Origin of the sequence: Nitrospirillum guanabarense (assembly GCF_034653355.1) — a bacterium.
GTDB lineage: Bacteria > Pseudomonadota > Alphaproteobacteria > Azospirillales > Azospirillaceae > Nitrospirillum.
The window spans coordinates 1851379-1875831 of sequence record NZ_JAYEER010000003.1; the positions used below are offsets into that span (position 1 = coordinate 1851379).

Genomic DNA, 24453 nt, shown 5'->3' on the forward strand with positions numbered 1-24453 from the left:
TCAAACCGAATCCGGCACCTTCGTCCGCAAGGTCACGAACTCCTCCGCCGCCGTCGGGTGCAGGCCGATGGTGCCGTCGAAGATGGCCTTGGTGGCGCCGGCGTTCATGGCCACGGCCACGCCCTGGATCATCTCTGGCGTGTCGTCGCCCACCAGGTGGCAGCCCACCACCCGGTCGCTGGCGCGGTCCACCACCAGCTTCATCAGCATACGCTGGTCGCGGCCGGAGATGGTGTGCTTCATGGGCTTGAAGTTGGTGCGGTAGATGTCGACCGCCGGATAGATGGCGCGGGCCTGCGCCTCCGTCATGCCGCAGGTGGCGACGGGAGGGATGGAGAACACGGCGGTCGGGATGTTGTGATAATTCACGCTGCGCGGCTTGTTGCCGTAGAGGGTGTCGGCCAGCACATGGCCCTCGGCGGTCGCCACCGGCGTCAGGTTCACGCGGTCGGTGACGTCGCCCAAGGCGTAGATGTTGGGCACGGTGGTGCGGTACTGGTCGTCCACCTTGATGGCGCCGCGCTCGTTCAGTTCCACGCCCACGCGCTCCAGCCCCAGGCCGCGCACGTTGGGACGGCGTCCGGTGGCGTAGAGCACGGCGTCCAGTTCCAGGGCGGTGCCGTCCGACAGGGTGGCGACCAGGCAGCGGCCCGTCTTCTCCAGGCGTTCGATGGTGGTGCCGGGGCGCAGGTCCACGCCGGCCTTGACCATCTCCGCGCCCAGGAAGTCGCGCACGTCCTCGTCAAAGCCGCGCAGCAGCTTGTCGCCCCGATAGATCTGGGTGGTGCGGGAGCCTAAGCCGTTGAACACGCCGGCGAATTCCGTGGCGATGTAGCCGGCGCCGACGATGGCGATGTGCTCGGGGCGCTTGTCCAGGTGGAACACCTCGTTGGAGGTGATGGCATAGTCGCGCACGCCGGGCTTCTCCGGCAGCTCCGGCCAGCCGCCGGTGGCGATCAGGATGCGCTCCGCCGTGACGCGCTTGCCGCCCACGTCCACCGTGTGCTCATCCACGATGGTGGCGCGCGCCTCGAATATGGTGGCGCCGGCATTCTCCAGCAGGCGGCGATAGATGCCGTTCAGGCGCGTGATCTCCGCGTCCTTGTTGGCGATCAAGCGCCGCCAGTCATGGTCCCGCGCGTCCACATCCCAGCCATAGCCGGCGGCGTCCTGGAAACCGGCCGAGTACTGGGCGGCGTAGACCAGGAACTTCTTGGGCACGCAGCCGACGTTCACGCAGGTGCCGCCCAGGTACCGCTCCTCCGCCACCGCCACCCGGGCGCCGTGACCGGCCGCGATTCGGCTGGCGCGCACCCCGCCGGAGCCGGCGCCGATGGTGAAAAGGTCGTAGTCATAGGCGGCCATGGCCGGATTCCCTGTGGTGGAGAGGGGGGTATAGGACGATCGGGTGTGCCCAGATGTCGTATCTTTTTCCATTCCGCGCAAGGGATGGCGATGCGCTGGAATTGTGGCGCCAAGGGCATGCTACCCTCGGTTTCGAACCGGGCGGGCCCATCGTTGGCATGGGGCGCCGGCATCGGAATGGGGGAAAAGTGGCATGGTGCGCATGAAGGGTCGTGTCGCGGCGGTGGCGATCATGGTGGCGGCGGGCACGGGTGCCGGCGCCGCCCACGCGGAGATCAAGCTGGGCCTTGGCGCCCCGTTGACCGGCCCCAACGCCGTGGTGGGCGAACAGCTGCGCCGGGGCAGCGAGCAGGCCATCAAGGACCTGAACGCCAAAGGCGGCGTGCTGGGTGAGCAGATCGTGCTGGTCCAGGCCGACGACGCCAGCAACCCCAGCCAGGGCGTGGCCGCGGCCAACAAGTTGATCACCCAGGGCGTGGTGGCCGTCATCGGCCACTACAACTCCGCCGTCTCCATCGCCGCCGCCAAGGTCTATTCCGAGGAGGGCGTGGTCCAAATCTCCCCCGGCTCCACCAATCCGCAGCTGACGGAGATGGGCAGCCACACCACCTTCCGCACCTGCGGTCGCGATGACCAGCAAGGCGAGGTGGCGGCCCAGTACATCGCCAAGACCTACCCGAAGGCGCGCATCGGCATCCTGCAGGACCAGACCACCTATGGCCGGGGCCTGGCCGACGCCACCCGCGCCGCCCTGGCCAAGCTGGGCCTGAAGGAAGTGGTGTACGAGGCGGTGACGGTGGGTGACCGCGACATGTCCTCCGTCATCACCCGCATGAAGGACGCGCAGGTCGACTTCGTCTATTTCGGCGGCCTGCATACCGAGGCCGGGCTGCTGGTGCGTCAGATGGCGGAAAAGGGCCTCAAGGCCAAGTTCATGGCCGGTGACGGCATCGTCTCCAATGAGTTCTGGAACATCACCGGCGCCATGGGCAACGGCGTGCTGAACACCTTCGGCGCGGATTACCGCCAGCAGCCGGTGGCGGCGGAGGTCGTGAAGAGCTTCCGCGCCCAGAACTATGAGCCGGAGGCCTACACGCTTTATTCCTACGCCGCCGTGCAAGCCTGGGCGCAAGCCGTGACCACGGCCAAGAGCACGGACCCGGCCAAGGTGGCGGACGCCTTGCACAAGGGCAGCTTCCAGACTGTGATCGGCCCCCTCTCCTTCAATGCAAAAGGAGATCGCACCACTGCCGATTACACAGTTTACCAATGGCGCGATGGATCCTATACCGAGGTGAAATAGTGTGAATTAGCTTTCCCTTGGTTCAGGAATTACAGTTCGATGCGTGTCCCTTCCTTCGCGCGTGCCGCCGTTTTCGCCCTGCCCCTGCTGTCGATCAGCCTGCCCGCCTTGGCGGATATCAAGGTCGGCGTTGGCGTCCCCCTGAGCGGCCGCCTCGCCGCCGTGGGCACCCAGCTGCGTCGGGGCGCCGACCAAGCCGTGGCGGACATCAACGCCAAGGGCGGTGTGCTGGGCCAGAAGCTGGTGGTGGACGCGGTGGATGATGGTGGCGAACCCACGCAGTCCGTGGCCGCCGCCAACCGCCTGGTGACCGACCGCGTCGCCATGGTCATGGGCCACATGACCACCGGCACCACCATGCCGGCCGCCCAGGTCTACGCCGATGAGGGCGTCATCGTCATCACGCCCAGCTCCACCAGTCCGGAGCTGACGGCCCAGGGTTGGGACACGCTGTTCCGCACCTGCGGCCGTGACGACCAGCAGGGCCAGGTCATCGGCGCCTACCTGGTCGACCACTACAAGGGCGGCAAGATCGCCATCGTCGACGACCAGACCACCTACGGCAAGGGCCTGGCCGACGCCGTGCGCGCCACCTTGAAGGCCCGCGGTGTCCCCGTGGCCCTCAACGGCACCCTGACCGCGGGTGAGAAGGACTTCAGCAGCATGGTCACGCGCCTGAAGTCGGCGGACGTGGACGCCGTGTTCTATGGCGGCCTGTATCCGGAGGCGGGCCTGCTGGTGCGCCAGTCGCGCACCGCCGGCCTGAAGGCGGCCTTCCTGGCGGGCGACACCCTGGCCAGCGATGAGTTCTGGACCACCGCCGGCGCCATGGGCGAAGGCGTGATGATGGCCTACAACGCCGATGTGCGGCAGAGCCCGGCCGCCAAGGAAGCGCTGGACAGCTTCCGCAAGAACGGCGGCGAGCCCAACATCTTCTCGCTCTATTCCTACGCCGCCGTCCAGGTCTGGGCCCAGGCCGCCGCCAAGGCGGGCAGCACCGATCCCAAGAAGGTTGCCGCCGTCCTGCACAGCGGCCAGGAATTCACCACCGCCGTCGGCCCCGTCTCCTACGACGCCAAGGGCGACCGCAAGCAGAACGACTACGTCATCTACGCCTGGCACAACGGCGCCTACGCCCCGCTGGCCAAGCCGTAAATCCAGCGCACAAAGCCAGGATGGACAACATGGAGTCTATTGCCCTTATCGATGCGGATGGAACCGTCGCGGTAAGCGGCACACTGGATCCCGTGCCCTGGTGGAGCGTCACCAAAACCGTCCTGGCGATTGCGGCATTGCGCCTTGTTGAGGATGGCTCGCTTTCCTTGAATGGAAAAGTCGCTGGAGAGCCGTTCACACTGGCGCACCTCCTGCGGCACGAGGCCGGGCTTCCCGACTATGGCGGCCTGGCCCGTTATCATGAGGATGTCCAGGCCGGCAAATCGCCATGGCCGGTTGGACGCCTTCTCCAGGCGCTGGATGTGAAGCGATCACGCTACCAACCTGGAAACGGCTGGGCATATTCGAACATCGGCTATCTTAAGGTACGGCAATTGATTGAGGAGGCCACCGGCCTATCCCTGGCCGACGCCCTCGATCGTCTGGTGTTCACGCCGGCGGGATTGACGACGGCGCGATTGGCCACCCAACCGGCGGATCTGCACGACGTTGAGATGGGGCCCGCCGGGGCGGATTATCATCCGGGTTGGGTCTATCATGGCCTCGTCACCGGAACCGTCGCGGACGCGGCCAGATTGCTCAAGGGTCTAGCGGCGGGCGTCGTGCTGCGACCCACGACATTTGCGTCGATGCTTGACCATCGCGCCCTTCCGGAGCACCGGAACGAGATCTTCAAGGACCCGGCGTACGGGCTGGGCCTCATGTTGACTGCGGGTACGCCGCTGGACCATCCCATAGGCCATCGGGGGGCCGGTCCTGGCAGCACCGTCGCGGCCTACGCCTACGGCCAAAGAGCGTGCGCCATCTGGCATGCGTCGACCCAAAATCCCGACCTCGTGGTTGATATGGTTTTCCGGCGCCTGACACAGACGATGGAAGGTCCCCCGGCCGGTTTGGCCGACTGAACCAGGACTGGTGGGGCTCAGTCAGCCGCCACCGGCAATCCCAGCGCATGGCGCACCTTGCCCTCCGCCGTGGTGGGCGGTTCGAAGGGGTTGATGGTGCTTTTCAGACGCCCGGCCGGATCCATGAGAAAGATGGCGGCGTTGTGGTCCATGCCATAGTCGGCCGGCTGCGCGTCGGGAGGCAAGGGCGTGCCGTCGGTCGAGACCTTGCGGTAGGTCACCTTGTAGCTGGCGGCGGCCTGGGCGATCTGCCCGGCCGTGCCGGTCAGGGCCGCGATGTGCGGGTTGAAGTTGGCCATGTAGTCCTTCAGCACCGCCGTGGTGTCGCGGGCCGGATCCACGGTGATGAACAAGCCCTGCACCCGGTCGGCGTCCGGGCCCAGGCCATCCAGGATGACGCTCATGGATGCCAGGCCCGTGGGGCAGACGTCGGGGCAGTTGGTATAGCCGAACATGACCATCAGGGTCTTGCCGGCATAGGTCTTGTCCGTTACCGCCTGGCCATCCTGGTCGGTCAGGGCGAAGGGACCGCCGATACTGGCCAGGCTGGTCACGCCGCCATCCCCTTTGGCGCTTACCAGCGGCCGGCCGATGACGCCCCAGGCACCGATGGCGACGGCCCCCAGCACCAGGACGGGCCCCACCCAGCGCAGGGCGGCGGAGCGGTGGGACGGCACGGTCTGACGGGGCATGGCAGGCTCAAGGCAACCAGGGACCGCGCCATTTGGAACCCTGCCGCGCACGGGGTCAAGGTTATCCGCCCAGATGGTTCGCCACCCACCCGTTGCGCCCTTTACAAGATCGACCCGCCCGACTATCCCCGGCGGGCCCACGGCTGAGAGAGGAAAAGCGAATGGCCAAGGACTACATGCCCCCGTCGGACTTCCTGCGGGATCTGATCGACGAGGATGTGGAGATCGAGGTGGAGGACAAGGCCACGGTCACCCGCCTGCTGTCCTTCTTCCAGGATGCCGACGCCGCCAACCGCGACTGGGCCGTCTTTCTGCTGGGCCAATCCGAGGTCGACACCAAGGCCGTGCGCGACGCCCTGGTCCAGGCGCTGGGGGACGAGGACGACAGCGTGCGCGCCGAGGCCCTGGTGGCCCTGGCCCAGCGCGACGGCGACCTGGCCCGTCCCCATGTGCTGGAAGCGTTGAGCGCCGAGGGAATATACCCCACCGTGTTCGAAGCGGCGGCCCTGTGCGCCCATCCCGACCTGATCAAGCCCCTGCGCGGCTGGCTGAAGGCCACCGGCGACAAGGAAGTCGACCAGATGGTGGCCGAAGCCCTCGCCGCCTGTGAGGCCAGCGCGAGGTAACGCGCAGCCACCAGCGCGGCAAGCTGATCAGGGTGGGGAAAACTAATCCTCCGCGCTATCCTCCACGGCGCGCGGCAACGCCGCGTCGTCGCCGCGTGAAAACAGGGTGGTGATGGCGGGGCGGGCGTCCAGCAGGCCGGCGGCGCGCAAATCGTCCACGCCCGGCAGGTCGCGCAACGATTCCAGACCGAAATGATCCAGGAAGGCCGGGGTTGTCAGCCAGGTCAGCGGCCGGCCCGGCGTCTCTCGCCGGCGGCCGGGCTTGATCCAGCCCGCTTCCATCAGGATGTCCAGGGTACCCTTGCTGGTGGCCACGCCACGGATGCTTTCAATCTCGGCCCGGGTTACCGGCTGGTGGTAGGCGATGATGGACAGCGTCTCCACAGCGGCGCGCGACAAGCGCGAGGTCACTTCCGTCTCCCGCTGCAGCAGGGGCGCCAGGTCCGGCGCCGTGCGGAAGGCCCAGCGGCCGGCCGCCGCCACCAGGTGCACACCGCGATGGCTGTAGTGGGCCTGCAGTTCGTCCAGGATGCCGCGCAGATCAGTCCCCTCGCCCAGCCGGGCGGCCAAAGCCGCCTCCTCCACCGGCTCGGCGGAGGCGAACAGCACCGCCTCCACCAGGCGCAATTGCTCCGCGCGACGGTCGAAGCCCTCTTCCAGTTCGGCGGGCGCCTCGGTAACGGTTTGGGCGGTCATGGCTCTTTATCCGGGGCCGGGGTTTCGGCGGGCGTGTCGATACGGCGAACGTACAGGGGACCGAAGGTGCCGTCCTGCCGCACCTCCAGCTGACCGGCCTTGGCCAGTTCCAGGGTGGCGACGAAGGTCGCCGCCAGGGCGAACCGGGCCTTCAGCTTGTCCTCCCGGCTGGTGCCGCCGCCCCGCCAGTCGGGCGGCAGGAAACGGTCCAGGCGGGTCCAATCCGGCAGGCGGCCCAGCATGGCCTCCACCCGGCGGATGGCGTCCTCGATGGTGAACAGATCCACCGGCGGCAGGTGCAGGGGACCGGTCTTCTGCTGCCGGCGCTTGATGTCGCCATAGGCCCGCAGCAGGTCGTAGAGCGTTACCTCCGTGACCCGCCGTTCGAACACCGGCAGATCTTCGGGTGCGCCCCGGGGAAAGACATCGCGGCCCAGGCGCGGCCGGGCCATCAGGCGGGCGGCCGCGTTCTGCATGGCCTCCAGCCGCTGCAGCTGGAAGGCCAGGGCCTGCGCCAGCTCCTCGCCCGTCGGCTCCTCCGTCTCGGGCGTAGGCAGCAGCAGGCGGGATTTGAGATAGGCCAGCCAAGCGGCGGTCACCAGATAATCGGCCGCCACCTCCAGCCGCAGGCGCCGCGCTTCTTCGACGAAGGCCAGGTACTGCTCGGCCAGGGCCAGGATGGAGATGCGGGTGAGGTCGACCTTCTGGTCACGCGCCAGGGTCAGCAACAGGTCGATGGGGCCTTCGAATTCCCCCAGGTCGACCAGCAAGGCGGGCTCCCCCTCCCCCACCGGTTCAAGGGCGGGGGCGGCGCTCCAATCCTCATCCGGGCCCCGCGCATCGGCCATCAGCTCAGTCCCGTCACCGTGGCGATCACGTTCCACAAGCCGCTGGTCGGCCAACGCACCAGCCACATGTAGGGGTCGTAGGCCGACAGGCCCATCTTATTGAAAAGGTAGGGCAGCAGGAAAAAAATCGTCAGCAGGATCATGTTGCCCCGCACCTCCTGGGCCGCGAACCACTGCGCCTGGCGGTAGGGCAGCATCTGCTCCAGCACCTTGCCGCCGTCCAGCGACGGGAAGGGCAGCATGTTCAGCACGCCCAGCATCAGGTTGATCTGGATGCCCGCCACGAAGTTCTGCCCCACCCAGTCCGCCACCGAGGCCGGCAGCAGGAAAAGGGTGTGCAGCAGCAGGGCGAAGACGATGGCCAGCAGGAAGTTTATGCCGGGGCCGGACAGCGCCACCAACGCCATGTCGCGGCGCGGGCGGCGCAGCCGGCTCTGGGTGATGGGCACGGGCTTGGCCCAGCCGAAGACGAAGCCCGTGAACAAGAACAGCGTCGCCGGCATCAGGATGGTGCCGATGGGGTCGATGTGCTTGCCCGGGTTGAAGCTGACCCGCCCTTGGGAATAGGCGGTGTCGTCGCCCAGTTTCCACGCCACCCAGGCGTGGGCGGCCTCATGCAGCGTGATGGCCAGCACCATGGGGATGGCCATCACGGAAAGGCGGACGATCAGTTCCTGAATCGAGGTGTCCAAAGGGGTCAGTCCCAGTTGCCGACAAGGTCGATAAGGCGTGCACGCCAGGCGGCGATGGTGGCAGCGTCGTCGTCAGCGGCGGCTTGTGCGATGGATTGGGGACGGCGGGCCCGCGCCCGGGCCCAGCGTTCCTGCGCCTTTTCCGACAGGCGGGGCACCACGGCGGCCACGGCGGCCATGTCCTCCACCGTGCCGTTGCAGTGCAGGGCCACATCGCAGCAGCCGTCCGCCACCACGGCGGCGGCACGTTCCGCCACCGTGCCGGACAGGGCCCGCATGTCCAGGTCGTCGCTGAACAGCAGACCGTCGAAGCCGATCATCCCGCGCACGATCTTGGTGATGACCAGGGGCGAGGTACTCGACGGGTGTCGAGCATCCACGGCGGTGAACAGGATATGGGCCACCATGCCCGCCGGTTGGCCGGCCAGGGCCTTGAAGGGCGCGAAGTCCACCGCGTCCAGCGTCGCCAGGTCGGCCGTCACCGTCGGCAACTCCTTATGGCTGTCGGCCGTGGCGCGGCCGTGGCCGGGCAGATGCTTCACGATGGGCAGCACGCCACCCGCCAGCAGGCCGTCCGCCTGGGCGCCGGCCAGCAACGCCACCCGCGCCGGGTCGCGGCTGAAGGCGCGATCGCCGATGACGTCGTGGGCGCCCGCCTGCGGCACGTCCGCCACCGGGGCGCAATCCATGTCGATGCCCAGCGGCGCCAGGGTGGCGGCCAGCAGGCGGCCGTGCAGCCAGGCGGCTTCCTTGGCCAAGTCATCGTCCGCGATGGCGCCGATGCGCCCGGCGGGCGGCAGGGTGGGCCAGTGCGGCGGTCGCAGGCGGGCGACGCGGCCGCCCTCCTGGTCGATCATGATAGGCGCGTCGGGCCGGCCGACGCTGTCGCGCAGGGCCGCCGTCAGGGCCGTCACCTGCTCCGGCGTCTCGCAATTCCGTCGGAACAGGATGAAACCCAGGGGATTGGCCGCCGCGAACAGCGCCCGCTCCGCCTCGGTCAGGACGGGGCCGGTGCAGCCGAAGATGACGGCCGCGGGGACAGTGGTGTCGGTCATCGCGGGCACCGCCTTAGTGAACGGGGATGCAGCCATCCTTGGCCGCCCTCACCGCCTCGCAGATGCGCTTGGCCTGGGCCTCATCCACGGGGCCCGACTGCACGCGGTAGTAAATGCCCTTGGCACCCAGGTCCGCCTTGACCAGGCGCAGGCTGAGACCGCCCAGGACGCTGGCGTGCTTGCGCTGGATGCGCTGCATTTCCGCCTCCGCCTGCGGTTCCGACGGGATGGAGGCGAACTGCAGCTTCATGGAACCACCGCCTGTGGCCGTGGGGGCGGCGGCCGCGGGGGCCACGGGCTTGTCAGCGGGCTTTTCCGCCGGCTTGGGCGCGGGCGTCACCGGGGCGGCCGCGATGGGCTTGGGGGCAACTGGTTGAGGCGGGGGCTGGGGCGGCGGCACCAGGGGGGTGGGCGCGTTGGCCTGGGTTGTCTGTGGCGCGGCTGGTGCGGCTTGCGCCGGCGTCACCGGTTTCGGCGTGGCGCCATTGGCGACCGTTGGGGGCAGCACTGTGGGCGGCAGGACGGTCGGCGCCGGCGGCTGGGCGGCGGGGGCCTGGGCAGGAGTCGGGACGGGTGCCTGGGCCGCCTGCTGGGGCGCAGGCTGGACAGCGGCTGGCGGTGGGGCCGTGGGCCGCTCCATGGGGGCTTCGGGCGGCGGCAGCAGGCGTTCCACGCCCTGGTCCGTCTTGGTGTCGGCGCGCAGGCGGTCGTAGATCAGACGGTCCTGGTTGGGCACGTCCATCCCGCCCGGCGTCTCCGGTTTCACCTTCGTCGGGCCAGGGTCGGCGTGGATGACGGGGGCCACGGCCTCCGTCCCCGCCCGCTGGCCCTGGGTGTAGACGAAGTAGATCAGCCCGCCGAAGCTGCCGACGGCGGCCAGGACCACGGCCAGGCTGAGAAAGCCACGCCGGCGCGGGGCCGGCTGGCGCCGCCCTTGCCAGTCATAGCCGGGATCGTAGTCGTAGTCCGGGTCGCCGTGATGGTCGTGCATGTCGCTCATGGATCAGCGCAACTCCTCGGCCGGGACCACGCCCATGATGGCGAGGCCGGACGCGATGACCAGGGACACCGCCGTCACCAGGGCCAGGCGGGCCCGGGTCAGGGCGTCGTCCCCCTCGATGATGAAGCGCAGGGTGGCGTCGTCCTTGCCCTGGTTCCAAAAGCCGTGGAAGGCGGCGGCCAGTTCCTGCAGGTAGTAGGCGACGCGGTGCGGCTCATGCGCCTCCGCCGCCGATTCCACCGTGCGCGGCCAGTTCAGCATCAGGCGGATGAGGTCGACCTCGGCCGTGGAGGCCAGGCCGTCGAACGACACGCCGGCCAGGGCGCCGGCGGACAGGTCCCAGTCGGCGTGCAGGCTGGCGGCCTGGCGCAAGACGGAGCGGCAGCGGGCATGGGCGTACTGCACGTAGAAGACGGGATTGTCCTTGGACTGCTCCGTCACCTTGGCGTAGTCGAACTCCAGCGTCTGGTCGTTGCGGCGGGTCAGCATGATGAACCGCACCACGTCACGGCCCACGGCGTCCATGACGTCGCGTAGGGTGACGAAAGTGCCGGCGCGCTTGGACATCTTCACCGGCTCGCCGTTCTGCAGCAGGTGCACCAGCTGGCACAGCTTCACGTCCAGCGCGGCCTTGCCGTCGGAGATGGCCTTGGTCGCCGCCGCCATGCGCTTCACATAGCCGCCATGGTCCGCCCCCCACACGTCGATCAGCACGGGGCAGCCGCGCCGGTACTTGTCGTAGTGATAGGCGATGTCGTTGGCGAAGTAGGTCCAGGACCCGTCGGACTTCTTCAGCGGGCGGTCGACGTCGTCGCCGAACTGGGTGGCCTTGAACAGGGTCTGGGGCCGCGGCTCCCAATCGTCGGGCTTCTTGCCCTTGGGCGGCTCCAGCACGCCGACATAGATCAGGCCGGCGTCCTCCAGGGCCTTGAAGGCCTGGTCCACCGCCCCGTTGTCCACCAGCGCGCGTTCGCTGCTGAACAGGTCATGGTGGATGTTCAGGGCGGCTAGGTCTTCCTTGATGCCGGCCATCATCTGGTCGATGGCGAAGGCGCGCACCGGGGCCAACCATTCCTCTTCGGGCAGGTCGCGCCACTTGGCGCCGTCCCGCTGGGCCAAGGCCTGGCCCACGTCCTTCAGGTATTCGCCCGGGTACATGCCGGCCGGGATCTCGATGCCCGTCTCGCCCAGGGCCTCGCGGTAGCGCAGGTGGGTGGAGCGGGCCAGGACGTCCACCTGGGCGCCGGCGTCGTTGATGTAATACTCGCGCGTGACGTCGTAGCCGGCCTTTTCCAGCAGGGCCGACAGCGCGTCACCCACCACGGCGCCGCGCGCGTGCGCCGCGTGCAGCGGGCCGGTGGGGTTGGCGGAGACGTATTCCACGTTCACGCGGATGCCGCTGCCGATGGTGCTGGCGCCGAAGCCCACGCCGGCCGTCAAGACGTCGGCCAGGCGGGCGCGCCAGTAGCTGGGCGCCACGCGCAGATTGACGAAGCCGGGGCCGGCGATGGTCACCTCGGTCACGTCCGGCAGGGCCCGCAGGTGCGGGGCCAGCACCTCGGCGATGGCGCGCGGCGGCTTGCCTGCGGGCTTGGCCAGCACCATAGCGGCGTTGGTCGAGATATCGCCATGCGCCGCCTCGCGCGGCGGCTCAACCGTCACGCGGGAGAGGTCCAGCCCGGCGGGAATGCCGCCGTCGGCCGCCAGGGCCTCCAGCGCGCGGCGGACCAGGGCTTCGAATTCCTTGTAGACGTTCATGGCGTTAGAACCGGCAAATCCAAATAGGGACACGTTCGCCGGCCATGGTGACCGGCGGCGGCGCACCTTACAAGGTTCCTGCGGTGCAGGTCACGGGCGGAGTTGGCGGGAGCGGCTTGCGGATACTACCCCGCGATCAGCTGCGCCTGGCGGATGGCGAAGCGGTCGGTCATGCCGGCGACGTAGTCCAGCAGCCCCCGCACCCAGGCCGCGCGTTCGTAGGGCAGCTGGCGCGACTCCGGCATGGTTTCCAGCAGCGAGGCCCAGCGCCGGGGCAGCTTGGCGCCCGGGCCCAGCTTCTCCCGGTCCAGCAGCGCCTGGCCATAGGCATCCAGCAGGGTTGTGATGGTGCGGGCGGCGATGATGTCGGTCTCGCAGCGCTGCTGGCCGCGATAGATGCGCTCGTGACTGACTTGCTCGATCTTCCGCAGCGCGGGTGCGCGGGCCGACAGGGTCAGCAGCGGCTTGCAGAACTCCCCCGCCATCAGGCCGGGCAGCCGCTCCAGGAAAATCTCCGCCGCGTCGCGCACCAGCCGGTCGATGGCCTGCGCCCGCAGGAAGATCAGCTTGCGGTCCTCATCCTCCAGGGTCTTGTAGTCCGCCGCCCAGTCTTTGGACGTGTCGTCGCGGATGAAGGCCAGCAACAGATCCTCGGCATGCTCGAAGCTCAGCATGCGCATCTTGGCCGCGTCCTCGATATCCACCACGTGGTAGCAGGCGTCGTCCGCCGCCTCCACCAGATAGGCCAGCGGGTGGCGGCACCAGGCGCCCGGGCCCTTCTCCACCAGGCCCACCTCCGCCGCCACCTCGGCGAATACCGCCTGCTCGCTCTCGAAGAAGCCGTACTTGCGCTTGTGCGGGCGCTTCAGGGGGCCGTCCGGCACCTCCACCCCCCAGGGGTATTTGGCCCCGGCGCCCAGTGTGGCCGCCGTCAGCTGCAGGCCGCCCACGCCGCGCCAGCCCTGCAGCCGGGTCAGCACGCGGAAACCTTGGGCGTTCGCCTCGAACTTGCACAGCTCCGCCTGCTGGACGTCGCTCAGACCCGCGCGGATGGCGCGGCCGATGTCGCTGTCGGCGAACCAGTCGGAGATCACGTCCTCGCCCGTGTGGGCGAAGCAGGGGGTGCCGACATCATGGGCCAGGGACGCGGCGGCCACCACATGGCCGATGTCGGCGGGCTTCGCCTTCACCTCGTAGTCCACGCTTTCCAGGATGGCCGGCCCCACCCACATGCCCAGCGACCGGCCCACCCGCGCCGCCTCCATGGAATGGGTCAGGCGGGAGCGGACATAGTCCGATCCGCCGATGCCGTGCACCTGCTGCTTGTCCGCCAGGCGGCGGAAGCTGGTGGTGAAGGTGATGCGGTCGATGTCGATCTCATAGGCGCTGCGGTGCGGCAATTCCGGATCGGCCGTCGTCTTGGCCAAGCGCTTGCGCGACAGCAGGCTGTTCCAGTTCATCATCGCCGCATACCTCATGCCAGACCCGTGCGGGCACCGAATGGTTCCTGGTCCTTTGACGGAACCGTCTGGAGCGCCTACATACTATGGGCGTTACAGAGGAACGCCGCCCCTGTCCAGTCGCCTTTTCAGCGGGTACGTGGGTGTGTGGCCAGCGTTCCGCAACTGGAAAGACACCGTCGATGAGCATGACCGACATCGCCGCCGAGACGACGACCTCCCTCGCCGGTGCGCCTTCGGCCCCCCGGGCCATGAGCCTGAGCGCCAGCGCCGCCAAGCGCGTGCGCAAGCTGGCGGAGATGGAGGGCGGCCCCAATGTCATGATGCGCCTGTCCGTGTCGGGCGGGGGTTGCTCCGGCTTCCAGTACGGCTTCAGCTTCGACGCCACCACCAACGATGACGACCATGTGTTCGAGCGCGACGGCGCTCGCCTGGTGGTGGACGACACCTCACTGGATCTGCTGGCCGGCGCCGAGGTGGATTTCGTCGAGGAATTGGCCGGGTCCTACTTCAAGGTCAACAATCCCAACGCCAGCTCCTCCTGCGGCTGCGGGCAGAGTTTCTCGCTTTAAGCTTTCCCTCAGGTGCCGGGCGCGGCCATCCGGCCGCTGGGCATCCTCGATTTCCAGTCCGCTTCGCTCCCCGGAAATCTCCGGCGGACGCGGTCGCGTCCTGGGAAAGAAAGGATGCGGAGAACGCTTCGGCGCAAGCCCCTCGCCTTGGGCTTGGCTTCGCTCTAAGGTGCGCGCGAACCGCCGCCTGATGAGAGCCTTCCCATGCGCATCGCCACCTGGAACGTGAACTCGGTCAAAGCCCGCTTGGGGAACGTGACCGAGTGGCTGGACAGCGCCAAGCCGGACGTCGTGCTGTTCCAGGAGATCAAGTGCGAGACGGCCGCCTTCCCGCTGCTGGCCTTCCAGGATCTGGGCTATCACTGCGCCGTCGTGGGCCAGAAGGCCTACAACGGCGTGGCACTGCTGTCACGGGAAGAGCCGACGGACATCATCACCCGCCTGCCGGGCGAGCCGGAGGATGAGCAGGCCCGCTATGTCGAGGCCACGGTTGGGGGCATCCGCATCGCCAGCCTGTACCTGCCCAACGGCAACCCGGTGGGCACGGAGAAATACCCCTACAAACTGCGGTGGATGGACCGGCTGAAGGCCCATGCCAGCAGCCTCCTGGCGCAGGAAATCCCCTTCGTGCTGGGCGGCGACTACAACGTCATCCCCGAAGCGCGCGATGTCTATGACCCCGCCGCCTGGATCACCGACGCCCTGTTCCGGCCCGAGACCCGCGCCAAGTTCCGCGAGATCACTCACCTGGGTTTGGTCGAGGCCTTCCGCGCTGTGCACCCGGACGCCGAGCGCGCCTTCACCTTCTGGGACTACCAGGCCGGCGCCTGGCCCCGTGACAATGGCCTGCGCATCGACCATTTCCTGCTGTCGCCCCAGGCCGCCGACCGCCTGGTGGGCTGCGCCATCGACAAGGGCCCGCGCGGCCAGGAAAAGGCGTCGGACCATACGCCGGTGGTGCTGGAACTGGCGGTTTGATTCCAGTCCCTTCCTATCCCTCCCGCTTGCCGGTCAGCAGTTCCACGGGGCCGCTGAAGGGGTAGAGGAATTGCTGGACGAAGCCGCCGGGGATCGGCTTCACCGTTCCGTATTTCTCCGGCCACCGGTCCTTGGGCTGGTGATAGGTGCGAAATACCAGATCCCAGAAGGGGGTGTGGGCGCAGTAGTTGCGGTCCAGCGCCTCCGCGTCCGACGCATGATGCCAGTGGTGGAACTGCGGCGTCACGATGACGTAGCGCAGCCAGCCCAGGTCCATGGCGATGTTGGAATGGATCAGCACCGCCTGGATGGACACGAAGATCAGATAGGCGAACACCGTGTCTTGAGGGAAACCCAACAGGAAGATGGGCACCAGGATCAGCGACCGGGTGATCAGCACCTCCAGCACATGCAGGCGGGAACCGGACAGCCAATCCATGTGCTGGGGCGAGTGGTGGACGGCATGCAAGCGCCACAGCCAGGGAATCTCATGATAGGCGCGGTGGCTTGCATATTCCACGGCGTCGGCGGCCAGGATGACCAGCAGGAAGCGCACAAATCCCGGCAAGGCCACGACCTGCGCCTGCACCCAGCCATTGACCGCCCAACCGAAGACGTCATGGGCGAAGTGGTTGGAGGTCAGCAGAAAGGCGCCAATCAGCAAATGGTTCACGGTGAAATAGCTGAGGTCCAGCCGCCAGCCCTCACGCAGCACGGGCTGGTCCGGAGCCACACGGGGCAACAAGCGCTCCAGCAGGATGAAGGCGCTGCCAGTGAAGAACAGGTCCAGCACCAGCCAGTCCAGCCCCACCCAGGTCCGGGCCTGGTCAAAATCCTCATACGGCACATAGGGCCCGCCCAGCAACAGGGCCAGCACCACGCCACTGATGCCAATGACCCCCGCCCGCCGGCGCCGGTTCAGGACGCACGCCGCCACCCCCAGAAACACGCCCACGCCCATGGACAGCGCCAGGATCAGGCGCAGCAGATCCATGTCGTAGTGCGGCCGCAGCTCCGGCGTCGTCAGCCAGGCGGGATAGCGCAGGCACAGCACCGCGCCGATGCTGAGCAGGCCGATGGCCAGGGAGATGGTGCCGGCGGCCTGGCTGGACATCAGCCGGTGCCACAAGCCGGATGAGGACGTGGCGGAAACCGTCGTTTCATCGCCCTGGGTGTTCACAGAGGCCATGCCCCGCTCCTGCGGCCGTTGAACCATGGGTCACAAATCAATCAAGAATGGCGACCCGCCGCAACCAGCACGGTGTAAACGGCAGGTGCCATCCGCTGGCTCCGGTTAATCCGCAAATGGCGTGAACTGTCCCATCTTTGTCCGCCAGCTCCATTATCCCATGGTACGCTGCGGGCTAGCATCCGGGCCATCACCCCACCCCGATGGCAGGAGATAGCCCCCATGAGTACCGCGACCGCCGGCACCGCATCCACCGCCCTGATTGTCATCGACGCGCAGGAGTCTTTCCGCCACCGGCCCTATTGGATGCAGGCGGAGTATGAGGCCTATCGCCCGGCGCAGCAGGCGCTGGTGAACCAGGCCAAGGCGCGCGGCATTCCCGTCATCCAGATCTTCCATGTGGATGGCGACGCGCCGTTCACCCACGAATCCGGCACCATCCGCACGCTGGAGGGGCTGGACATCACGCCAGACGCCACCTTCCACAAGGCGCGGCACAGCGCCCTGGTGGGCAGCGGGCTGGACGTCTGGCTGATCAGCCACGGCATCCGGCGCGTCGTCATCTCCGGCGCGCGGACGGAGCAGTGCTGTGAAACCACCACCCGCCATGCCTCCGACTTGGGCTTCGATGTCACCTACGTGACGGAGGCGACGCTGACCTTCCCCATGACCGATACGCACGGGCGCACCTGGCCCACGGCGGAGATCAAGGCCGCCACTGAGCTGGTGCTGGACGGCCGCTTCGCCCGCATCGCCACCGTCGCCACGGCGTTCGACGCATGACGAAAACCGGCCCCCGCGTCCTGCCCGTCTATGTGGTGCTGCCGCCCCGTACGCTGCTGCTGGACGTGGCGGGGCCAGTGGAGGTGTTGCGCCGGGCCAATGTGGAACAGGACGGGCTGCGCTTCGTCGTCCGCTATGTCGGCCCGGCGGCATCGCTGCTCACGTCCATCGGGCTGACGGTGACGGGCATCGGGCCCCTGCCCGACGCCCTGCCGCCCGAGGCCATGGTGATGGTCGTGGGCTCGGTGGAGCGGATGCTGGGGGATGAAGGACCGGACGCGGCGCAGACGGAAGGCGGCAATCAGGCCATCGTCGAGTGGCTGCGGCGCAGCGTCGGGCCAGGCCACAGGCTGGTCAGCATCTGCGCCGGCGCCTTGCTGGCAGGCCGCGCCGGCCTGCTGGACGGCCGGCCCTGCACCACCCACTACAGCGATTGTGAGACCCTGGCGCGCCTGGCGCCCCGGGCGCGGGTGCTGGAAAATCGGCTGTATGTCGAGGATGGCTTGGTGGCCACGAGCGCGGGCGTCACCGCCGGCATCGATCTGATGCTGCATCTGGTGGCAGAGATGGTGGGACCAGCGGTGGCCCTGGCGGCCGCCCGCGCCCTGGTGGTCTATCTGCGGCGGGCGGGCGGCGATCCGCAGCTGTCAGCCTGGCTGGAGGGACGCAACCACGTGCATCCGGCAGTCCACCGCGTGCAGGACGCCATCGCCGCCGACCCGGCCCATCCCTGGACGCAAGAGTCCCTGGCCGACGTGGCGGGAGCCAGTCCCCGCCACCTGTCGCGGCTGTTCAACGAGCATACGGGCATGACCCTGCCGGACTATGTGAACCGGCTGCGGGTGGCACTGGCGGCCCAGTTGCTGGGCCATACGCGGCTGGACATGGAAAGCGTGGCGGAGCGGGCGGGCTTCGCGTCCACCCGCCAGATGCGGCGCGTCTGGCGGGTGTATCATCTCACGTCACCCAAGGCGGCGCGGGGATTGGGGAACGCCTAATTCAACACCGGAACGACGGACACCGATCTTAGAAGCTGTGGATACGGGCCACGGCCAGCTGATCGTTGGCGTAGGCCTGGTGCGTGGCCAGGCAGGCGTTCAGGTGATCGGCGCGCAGGGCGCCCTGCTCGACCCCGGGATACAGGTCGAAAGCCGACTGGGAGCAGCTGGAAAAGGCGGGGTTCTCGTCTGCCACCTGGACGTAGTCATGGTCCGGGGCGCCACTGCAGGCGGCGATGGGCAACAGCACGCCCAGGGTGGGCAGCAGGCGGGCGGGCAGCAGTCGGCGCACCCAGTGATTGATCTGCTTGGTCATGGTGTCATCCCCAAATTTCAGCGTCGTTCCGTATCGCAAAGCTAGCGAAGCGAGACGCGAGCGGGAGTGACGGACGTCATAAACGCGTCACCACTCAGGCATGGACAGCCTGCGTGGACCGCATAACAGGCAGAACCAGGAGACAATCTAACCGTGGGCAATTTGTTAACTCTGCACGCCCTGGTGCGCCCGCCAGGCGTGGGCCAGGCGCACGAAACCCGCCACGTCCACCTCCTCCGCCCGGCACGTGGGGAGGATGCCGGCGGCTTCCAGCAGGGGTTCGGGCTGGGCCACCAGGCTCTTCAGCCCAGCGCGCAGCATCTTGCGCCGCTGGTTGAAGCATGCTGCCACCACCCGCTCCATATCCTTGAACGACGGGGCGTCGGCCGGCAGGGCGCGCGGAGTGATGTGCACCACCGCCGACATGACCTTGGGCGGCGGGGAAAAGGCCTGCGGCGGGATGTCGAACACCAGCCGCGCGTCGGCCAGCCACTGGCTCATGACCGCCAGGCGGCCGTAATCCTTGGTGCGTGGCTTGGCGACGATGCGGTCCACCACTTCCTTCTGGAACATCAGCGTCAGGCTGCGGAATTCCTGGATCTGGCGCAGCCAGCCCACCAGCATGGGCGTGCCCACGTTGTAGGGCAGGTTGGCGACGATGGCGCGCGGCGCCGGGGCGATGGCGGTCATGTCAACCTCCAGCGCGTCGCCCTCCACGATGATCAGGCGGCCGGCGGCGGCCTCCACCACATCGGCCAGGGCGGCGACGAAACGGCTGTCCCGCTCCACCGCCACCACGGCCTTGGCATCGCTTTCCACCAGGGCCCGCGTCAGGCCGCCGGGGCCAGGCCCCACCTCGATGACGGTGACCCCGGCCAGGTCGCCCGCGGCGGCGGCCACCCGCGCCGTCAGGTTCAAATCCAGCAGGAAGTGCTGGCCCAGCGCCTTGCGGGCACCCAGGTCGAAGCGGGCGATGACATCGCGCAGGGGCGGCAGGTGGGTGAGGCTGGTCATGGGATGATCTTACAGGGGGGATCAGGCGGCGGCGCGCTGCCGCGCCAGGCGGTCGGCGGACAGCAAGGCCGCCACCAGGCTGGACGGGCTGGCCTTGGCGGTGCCGGCCAGCGACAGGGCGGTGCCATGGTCGGGGGAGGTGCGGATGAAGGGCAGGCCCAGGGTGATGTTGACGCCGGTGTCGAAATCCAGGGTCTTCAGCGGGATCAGGCCCTGGTCGTGGTACTGGCAGATGACGGCGTCGTAGGTGGCGCGCGCGCCGGCATGGAACAGGGTGTCGGCCGGCAGCGGGCCGGTCACGTCCAACCCCTCCGCCCGCAAGGTGGCCACGGCGGGGGCGATGACCTCGATCTCCTCCCGCCCCATGGCGCCGCCCTCCCCCGCATGCGGGTTCAGGGCGGCCACGGCCAGGCGCGGCTGGACGATGCCAAAATCGCGGCGCAACGCCTGATAGGTCACCCGCGCGGTGTGCAGCAGCACGTCGCGCGTCAGCAGGCCGGCCACGTCCTTCAGCGCCACATGGATGGTGGCCAGGGCCACCCGCAGGCCGCCCCCCTCCAGCAGCATGACGGGCTCCTCGCCCATCCCCGCCAGATGGGCCAGGTATTCGGTGTGGCCGGGATGGCGGAAACCAGCGGCGTAGAGGCTGCTTTTCTGGATGGGGTTGGTCACTACGGCCGCCGCCCGACCCCCCCGCACCAGGGCCACGGCCCGGTCAATGCTGGCGATAACGGCGGCGCCGTTGGCCGGATCCGGCTGGCCCGGGACCACGGGGGCAGCCAGATCCTGGCGCAACACCGGCAGGGCCTCATCGAAGACGGCGGCGGTTTCCGCCGGATCGGCAATCTCCCGCACCGGGGCACTGAGGCCGGTGGCGTGGGCCAGGGCCGCCAGGCGGTCCAGGACTGTCGATCAGGAAAAAGGGCGGCAGACCGCGGTCACGCCGCAGCCGCCAGGCCATCAAGGCGATCTCGCCGCCGATGCCGGCCGGTTCGCCCATGGTCAGGGCCAGGGGCGGGACGGACGAGGGAAGCGGCACGGTCATGAAACGGATCGGGGGGCTTCGACGCCCCCCGCCCCTCAGCTGCGGATGTCGATGGTGGCGGCGCGCCGCAGGTCGCGCAGGTTGCGCCGCTGCAGCATGTCCATACGTTCGCCGCCGATCATGTTGGCCACCTGGTCGCGCGGCGGGGCGCTGCCCTCCGGCACCTTGCGGTCACACACCATCAACAGCATCAGGCCGGCCTGGGTTTCCAGCGGATCGGTGGCTTGGCCCACGCCCAGGCGGCCGATCAGCTTCGACAGCTCGCCGGGGATGTCGCCCAGGCGGGTCATGGGCTGGGCACGGGTGGTGGAACCCGGAAGGTTGGCCTTGGCGGCGGCGGCCAGCGCCTCGCAACTGTGCGAGGTGTCACCGATCTTCTTCACGGTCTGGCCCAGGGCCTGGACGTCCGTGCCGGGTGGAACGGGCACCACAACCTGGCCCACGGACACCTGGATGTCGGCGGGATCGCCACCGGTCACCGTGCGCTCATCGCGCACCAGGAAGATGTAATAGCCACCGGCGCCGCGCAGCGGCACCGAGACCTGGCCCGTGGGCAGGCGCTGCAGCGCGCGGTCCAGCGCCGGCTCCAGCTGCCCCTGCTGCACCCAGCCCATGTCACCGCCGGCCGCCGCCGTGGCGCTCTGCGAGAACTGCTGGGCCACGGCGGCGAAGTTGGCGCCGTGGGTGATTTCACCGACCAGCTTGTCGGCCAGTTGGTGGGCATCCTGGTCCAGCTTGGGATTGTCGACGGAGATGAAGATTTCCGTCAGCAGGTATTCGGGCTTGCCCGCGTTGGCGATGATGCGCGAGGTGCGGCTGTCGATCTCCTCGTCGCTCACCTGGATGGTGGGGCGGATGCGGCGCTGCACCACCTTGTTCCAGGCGATGTTGGCGCGCATCTGCTCCTTCAGGGAGGAGACGGGGACGCCTTCGCGTGCCAGGTTATCGGCGAAGCTCTCCGGCGAGGGCGCCTTGTTCTGCTTGGCCAGGCGGGCGAACTCCCGGTCCACTTCCTCGTCCGTCACCACCAGGTTCTGCTTCTTGGCTTCCTGCAGCTCCAGCTTCTCGTCGATCAGCAGGCGCAGCACCTGGGGCTTCAGCTTCTGTTCCACGTCCGGCGTGTCGGGCAGGCCGGTGTTGACAATGGCCAGGCGCATGCGGCCGGCCAGGTCGGTCTGCGAAATGGCCTCGTCGTTCACCACGGCGACGATACGCTCTTCCTGCTGGCCCTGCGGCTGGGCCGCGACGCGCGGGCCCAAGGCCATGCCGTTGGTCGCGGCGGCCGTCCGGGGGCCGGCCAACTGTGCCAACGCGGGCGTGGCCAGGCTGGAGGTCAGGGCCAGACCGAAGGCGAGCACGGCAGCGGTGGAACGGCGGGAAAGTTGGATCATCTGACCTTACCGGGAAAAGCGGGGACCGGGGAGAAACCGGGAACGGAAACTTATAGTGCCAAGGATGGGCGAAGGCAAACGGCCCCCGCACCCCCGGACGCAGCGGAAAAGGGCGGCCGCTCAGCCATCCTCCAGGTGCAGCAGGGCGGCCGTTCCCAGCATCAGGCAGACGCCGGCCGGCGCCCAGGCGGCCAGAAACACCGGCAGCACGCCGCTGCGGCCCAGCGCCTGGATAATGTTCTGGCTGACGAACAGCACCAGCGCCGTCAGCAGGCCGGTGCCCAGCATCTGCAGGGTGCCGCCCCGGCGCGCGTGGCGCAGGGAGAAGGTGCCAGCCAGGAACACCATGGCGCAGAAGAAGGCGGGCACGGCCAACATCAATTCGTAGTACATGCGGTGCCGCACCGACGACAGCCCCGCCTGTTCCAGCGTCTGGATGAAGCTCGGCAATTCCCAGAACGACAGCGTGTCCGGGGGGGCGAAGCTTTCCTGGATGCGGGCCTCGGTCAGATCGGTCGGCAGGGCCATGCCGTCGACATGCTGGGTGGGGCGGCCCGGCCGGTTCAGCCAAGCGTTGCGCAGCACCCACTGGCCCTTCCGCAGTTCCGCCGTCTCGGAATCGAGGCGGCCCACGGGAATCTGGTCACTGCCGTTGAACAGCAGGATGGTGACGGTGCGCAGGTTCACGGGCTTGCCCGGCCCCACGGATTCGGCGTGGATCAGGTAGTTGCCGTTCTCCCCCTCCTGCACCTGGCGCAGCCAGACGCCGGAGCGCGCCACGTCCAGGGAGCTTTGCTGGCCCCGCAGGTAGCGGCTTTCCAGTTGTTCGTACCGCGCCAGCATGGTGGCGAACACGGGACTGAGCAGGGTGATGTTCAGGACGCCGGCCACCAGCGCGGTCAGCAGCACCGGCGTCATGAACTGCCAGACCGAGATGCCGGCCGCGCGCACCACCACCAGCTCCGCGCTGCGCGTCATGCGGAAGAAGGTGTACATGGCGCTGAACAGCACGCCGAAGGGGAAGATCTGCTGGCCGATCTCCGGTAATTTCAGCAGCGCCATGCTCAGGACGATCTGGAAGGTGGCGTCCGTCTTGGCGGCGGCGCGGCGCAGCAGTTCCACGGTGTCCAGCAGCAGGACGAGCGCCAGCATGCCCCCCAGGATGATCAGGAACCAGAACACGAACTGGCGGGTGATGTAGACGGACAGCGTGGGCGAGATGCGCATGATGTCAGGCCGCCTTTCCGCCCAGAGATTCCGTGGGGGATGACCCCGCCGGCGGGGTGCCGGACCGGCCCGCCCCTCCCCGGCTCAAACGTCGCCAGTTCTCCAGGTACCAGTAGCCAATGGCCACCGGCAGGATGCCCACGACATACAGCACGGCATTGAAGGCCTGGGTCTTCACCGCCAGGTTGGAGATGCCCAGCATCATCGCCTGCAGCAGCATGCCGAAGACCACGGCCAAGGCGATGCGGCGGGCCTGCCCCCGGCGTGAGAATTCGCCGGACATCAGCGCGGTCAGCGCGATCATGGCGAAGGCCGGCGCCAGCAGCGGCGTGGCGAAGCGCTGGTGCAGCTCCTGGTTCAGGCGCGGGCGCAACTGGGTGTCGGTGGGGTTGCCGGTATCGAACAGCAGATCGCTCAGGGTCCGTTCGCGCGGGTCGGGCCAGCGCGGCGCCTCGCCCGCGTTCAGGACCTTCAGGTCCACGGTGTAGCGCTTGAATTCCAGGTTGGAGGCATGGCCGGTGTCCCGGTCATATTCCTGGCGCACGCCGTCATAGACGATGACGCGGGGGCCGGCCTCGGCCGTCACCAGGATGCCGTGGTCGGCGATGGTCATCACCGGGCGCTGCGGCTTGCTGTTGTCATAGATGATCAGGCCGCTCAGCATACCCTCCGCCCCGCGCTGGCGGACATAGACGGTCTTGCCCTCGCCCACGTCGTTGAACGTGCCCTCGCGCAGCAGGACGGAGGAATAGTCGGTGCGGATTTCCTCGCGCAGGCGCACGAACTCGCGCTGCGCCGCCGGCGCCAGGAACAGGTTCAGCAGCAGGCAGAGGAACAAGACAATGGCCGACAGCTGCAGCGCCGGCCGGGCCAGTGTCAGCGGCCCCATGCCCGCCGCGCGCATGACCACCAGCTCGCTGTCCAGCGTCAGGCGGTTGTAGGTGAACAGCGTGGCGATCAGCACGCCCCAGGGCATGACCAGCGCCAGGAAGGTCGGCAAGGTGGAGAACGCCAGGCGCAGGAACATGCTGATCGGCGCACCGCCCTCGACCACCAGCTGGATCAGGCGCAGGGACTGCGTCATCCAGATGGTCGAGGACAACCCGGCCGTGATGAAAACCATCGCCACGACGAGGTTGCGCGACAAATACCGGCCGATCAGGTTCATCGTGCTCCACAACACACAAGGCGGGACCGGCGCCCGCCACAACGGCGCCCGCGCATCCCGCCGATCCGACACCGCGGCACCCCACATAAGAGGCACCGGCGGCCCGGCCACTATAGGGCCCCACAATTTGGCGAAACCAGGGCGCGACACCCCCGCCGCCAAGCCGGCGGCAGCCGGCATGGAACCCCGCCCGACT

At 68.4% G+C, this 24453-nt stretch carries 23 protein-coding genes and 1 pseudogene; 8 read left to right on the forward strand and 16 right to left on the reverse strand.

From position 1 onward, the window contains the following. A complete protein-coding gene (gene gor, locus UAA55_RS17460) occupies positions 1-1365 on the reverse strand; it encodes a glutathione-disulfide reductase (protein ID WP_322954293.1) in 1365 nt (454 codons plus the stop codon). Between the two features lie 193 nt (positions 1366-1558). On the opposite strand from gor, the gene UAA55_RS17465 reads away from it, so the two are divergent. Genes UAA55_RS17465 through UAA55_RS17475 form a run of 3 tightly spaced genes read left to right on the forward strand, consistent with a single transcriptional unit; the run spans position 1559 to position 4749 of the window. Then, on the forward strand, positions 1559-2668 hold the full coding sequence (locus UAA55_RS17465) for a branched-chain amino acid ABC transporter substrate-binding protein (protein WP_322954295.1): 1110 nt from the start codon (positions 1559-1561) through the stop codon (positions 2666-2668). 39 nt (positions 2669-2707) lie between these two features. Then, positions 2708-3823 carry a branched-chain amino acid ABC transporter substrate-binding protein gene (locus UAA55_RS17470; protein WP_322954297.1) on the forward strand — a complete coding sequence of 372 codons (1116 nt, stop codon included), beginning with the start codon at positions 2708-2710 and terminating at the stop codon, positions 3821-3823. Between the two features lie 29 nt (positions 3824-3852). Next, positions 3853-4749 (forward strand): serine hydrolase domain-containing protein, encoded by an 897-nt coding sequence (locus UAA55_RS17475; RefSeq protein ID WP_322954299.1) that lies wholly within the window; start codon positions 3853-3855, stop codon positions 4747-4749. A gap of 17 nt (positions 4750-4766) precedes the next feature. Here UAA55_RS17475 and UAA55_RS17480 read toward each other — a convergent pair whose 3' ends face one another. After that, positions 4767-5441: an SCO family protein gene (locus UAA55_RS17480; RefSeq protein WP_322954301.1), complete on the reverse strand. Its 675-nt coding sequence runs from the start codon at positions 5439-5441 to the stop codon at positions 4767-4769. 161 nt (positions 5442-5602) lie between these two features. Between UAA55_RS17480 and UAA55_RS17485 the strand changes: the two genes are divergently transcribed. After that, a complete protein-coding gene (locus tag UAA55_RS17485) occupies positions 5603-6067 on the forward strand; it encodes a HEAT repeat domain-containing protein (protein ID WP_322954303.1) in 465 nt (154 codons plus the stop codon). A gap of 42 nt (positions 6068-6109) precedes the next feature. Here UAA55_RS17485 and scpB read toward each other — a convergent pair whose 3' ends face one another. From scpB to dgt, 7 genes are all read right to left on the reverse strand, one after another. After that, positions 6110-6763, reverse strand: coding sequence for an SMC-Scp complex subunit ScpB (scpB, locus tag UAA55_RS17490; protein ID WP_322954304.1), 654 nt, complete (start codon positions 6761-6763; stop codon positions 6110-6112). Continuing rightward, positions 6760-7611, reverse strand: coding sequence for a segregation and condensation protein A (locus UAA55_RS17495; RefSeq protein ID WP_322954305.1), 852 nt, complete (start codon positions 7609-7611; stop codon positions 6760-6762). Before UAA55_RS17495 ends, scpB begins: the two co-directional genes overlap by 4 nt. Next, a complete protein-coding gene (locus tag UAA55_RS17500) occupies positions 7611-8303 on the reverse strand; it encodes a site-2 protease family protein (protein WP_322954306.1) in 693 nt (230 codons plus the stop codon). Before UAA55_RS17500 ends, UAA55_RS17495 begins: the two co-directional genes overlap by 1 nt. Before the next feature lie 5 nt (positions 8304-8308). Then, entirely contained in the window at positions 8309-9358 is a 1050-nt protein-coding gene (gene nagZ, locus UAA55_RS17505; RefSeq protein ID WP_322954308.1) for a beta-N-acetylhexosaminidase, read from the reverse strand. A gap of 13 nt (positions 9359-9371) precedes the next feature. Further along, complete coding sequence (locus UAA55_RS17510; protein ID WP_322954310.1) at positions 9372-10358, reverse strand: SPOR domain-containing protein; 987 nt, start codon at positions 10356-10358, stop codon at positions 9372-9374. Between the two features lie 3 nt (positions 10359-10361). Further along, positions 10362-12116 carry an arginine--tRNA ligase gene (argS, locus tag UAA55_RS17515; protein WP_322954311.1) on the reverse strand — a complete coding sequence of 585 codons (1755 nt, stop codon included), beginning with the start codon at positions 12114-12116 and terminating at the stop codon, positions 10362-10364. A gap of 125 nt (positions 12117-12241) precedes the next feature. Then, entirely contained in the window at positions 12242-13579 is a 1338-nt protein-coding gene (gene dgt / locus UAA55_RS17520; RefSeq protein ID WP_322954312.1) for a dGTP triphosphohydrolase, read from the reverse strand. Positions 13580-13758: 179 nt separating this feature from the next. Here dgt and erpA point away from each other — a divergent pair, with 179 nt between their 5' ends. Together erpA and xth are read left to right on the forward strand one after the other, a co-directional pair. Further along, on the forward strand, positions 13759-14148 hold the full coding sequence (gene erpA, locus UAA55_RS17525) for an iron-sulfur cluster insertion protein ErpA (protein WP_416235200.1): 390 nt from the start codon (positions 13759-13761) through the stop codon (positions 14146-14148). Between the two features lie 204 nt (positions 14149-14352). Next, positions 14353-15126 carry an exodeoxyribonuclease III gene (gene xth / locus UAA55_RS17530; protein ID WP_322954314.1) on the forward strand — a complete coding sequence of 258 codons (774 nt, stop codon included), beginning with the start codon at positions 14353-14355 and terminating at the stop codon, positions 15124-15126. 13 nt (positions 15127-15139) lie between these two features. Here xth and UAA55_RS17535 read toward each other — a convergent pair whose 3' ends face one another. Beyond that, positions 15140-16315: a sterol desaturase family protein gene (locus UAA55_RS17535; RefSeq protein ID WP_322954315.1), complete on the reverse strand. Its 1176-nt coding sequence runs from the start codon at positions 16313-16315 to the stop codon at positions 15140-15142. A 222-nt stretch (positions 16316-16537) separates the two neighbouring features. Here UAA55_RS17535 and UAA55_RS17540 point away from each other — a divergent pair, with 222 nt between their 5' ends. After that, positions 16538-17098: an isochorismatase family protein gene (locus tag UAA55_RS17540; RefSeq protein ID WP_322954317.1), complete on the forward strand. Its 561-nt coding sequence runs from the start codon at positions 16538-16540 to the stop codon at positions 17096-17098. Beyond that, positions 17095-18096 (forward strand): GlxA family transcriptional regulator, encoded by a 1002-nt coding sequence (locus UAA55_RS17545; RefSeq protein ID WP_322954319.1) that lies wholly within the window; start codon positions 17095-17097, stop codon positions 18094-18096. Before UAA55_RS17540 ends, UAA55_RS17545 begins: the two co-directional genes overlap by 4 nt. A gap of 28 nt (positions 18097-18124) precedes the next feature. On the opposite strand, the gene UAA55_RS17550 is transcribed toward UAA55_RS17545, so the two are convergent. From UAA55_RS17550 to lptF, 6 genes and pseudogenes are all read right to left on the reverse strand, one after another. Further along, complete coding sequence (locus tag UAA55_RS17550) at positions 18125-18412, reverse strand: hypothetical protein (RefSeq protein ID WP_322954320.1); 288 nt, start codon at positions 18410-18412, stop codon at positions 18125-18127. Between the two features lie 165 nt (positions 18413-18577). After that, the gene (gene rsmA, locus UAA55_RS17555; protein ID WP_322954321.1) at positions 18578-19426 is read right to left on the reverse strand and encodes a 16S rRNA (adenine(1518)-N(6)/adenine(1519)-N(6))-dimethyltransferase RsmA; all 849 of its coding nucleotides are present in this window, start codon (positions 19424-19426) and stop codon (positions 18578-18580) included. Between the two features lie 21 nt (positions 19427-19447). Then, positions 19448-20471 (reverse strand): annotated as a pseudogene (gene pdxA / locus UAA55_RS17560) (4-hydroxythreonine-4-phosphate dehydrogenase PdxA). 35 nt (positions 20472-20506) lie between these two features. Then, positions 20507-21862 (reverse strand): peptidylprolyl isomerase, encoded by a 1356-nt coding sequence (locus tag UAA55_RS17565; protein WP_322954322.1) that lies wholly within the window; start codon positions 21860-21862, stop codon positions 20507-20509. Positions 21863-21982: 120 nt separating this feature from the next. Then, positions 21983-23089 carry an LPS export ABC transporter permease LptG gene (gene lptG, locus UAA55_RS17570; protein ID WP_322954324.1) on the reverse strand — a complete coding sequence of 369 codons (1107 nt, stop codon included), beginning with the start codon at positions 23087-23089 and terminating at the stop codon, positions 21983-21985. Positions 23090-23093: 4 nt separating this feature from the next. Further along, entirely contained in the window at positions 23094-24257 is a 1164-nt protein-coding gene (gene lptF, locus UAA55_RS17575; RefSeq protein WP_322954326.1) for an LPS export ABC transporter permease LptF, read from the reverse strand. Between the last annotated feature and the right edge of the window lie 196 nt (positions 24258-24453).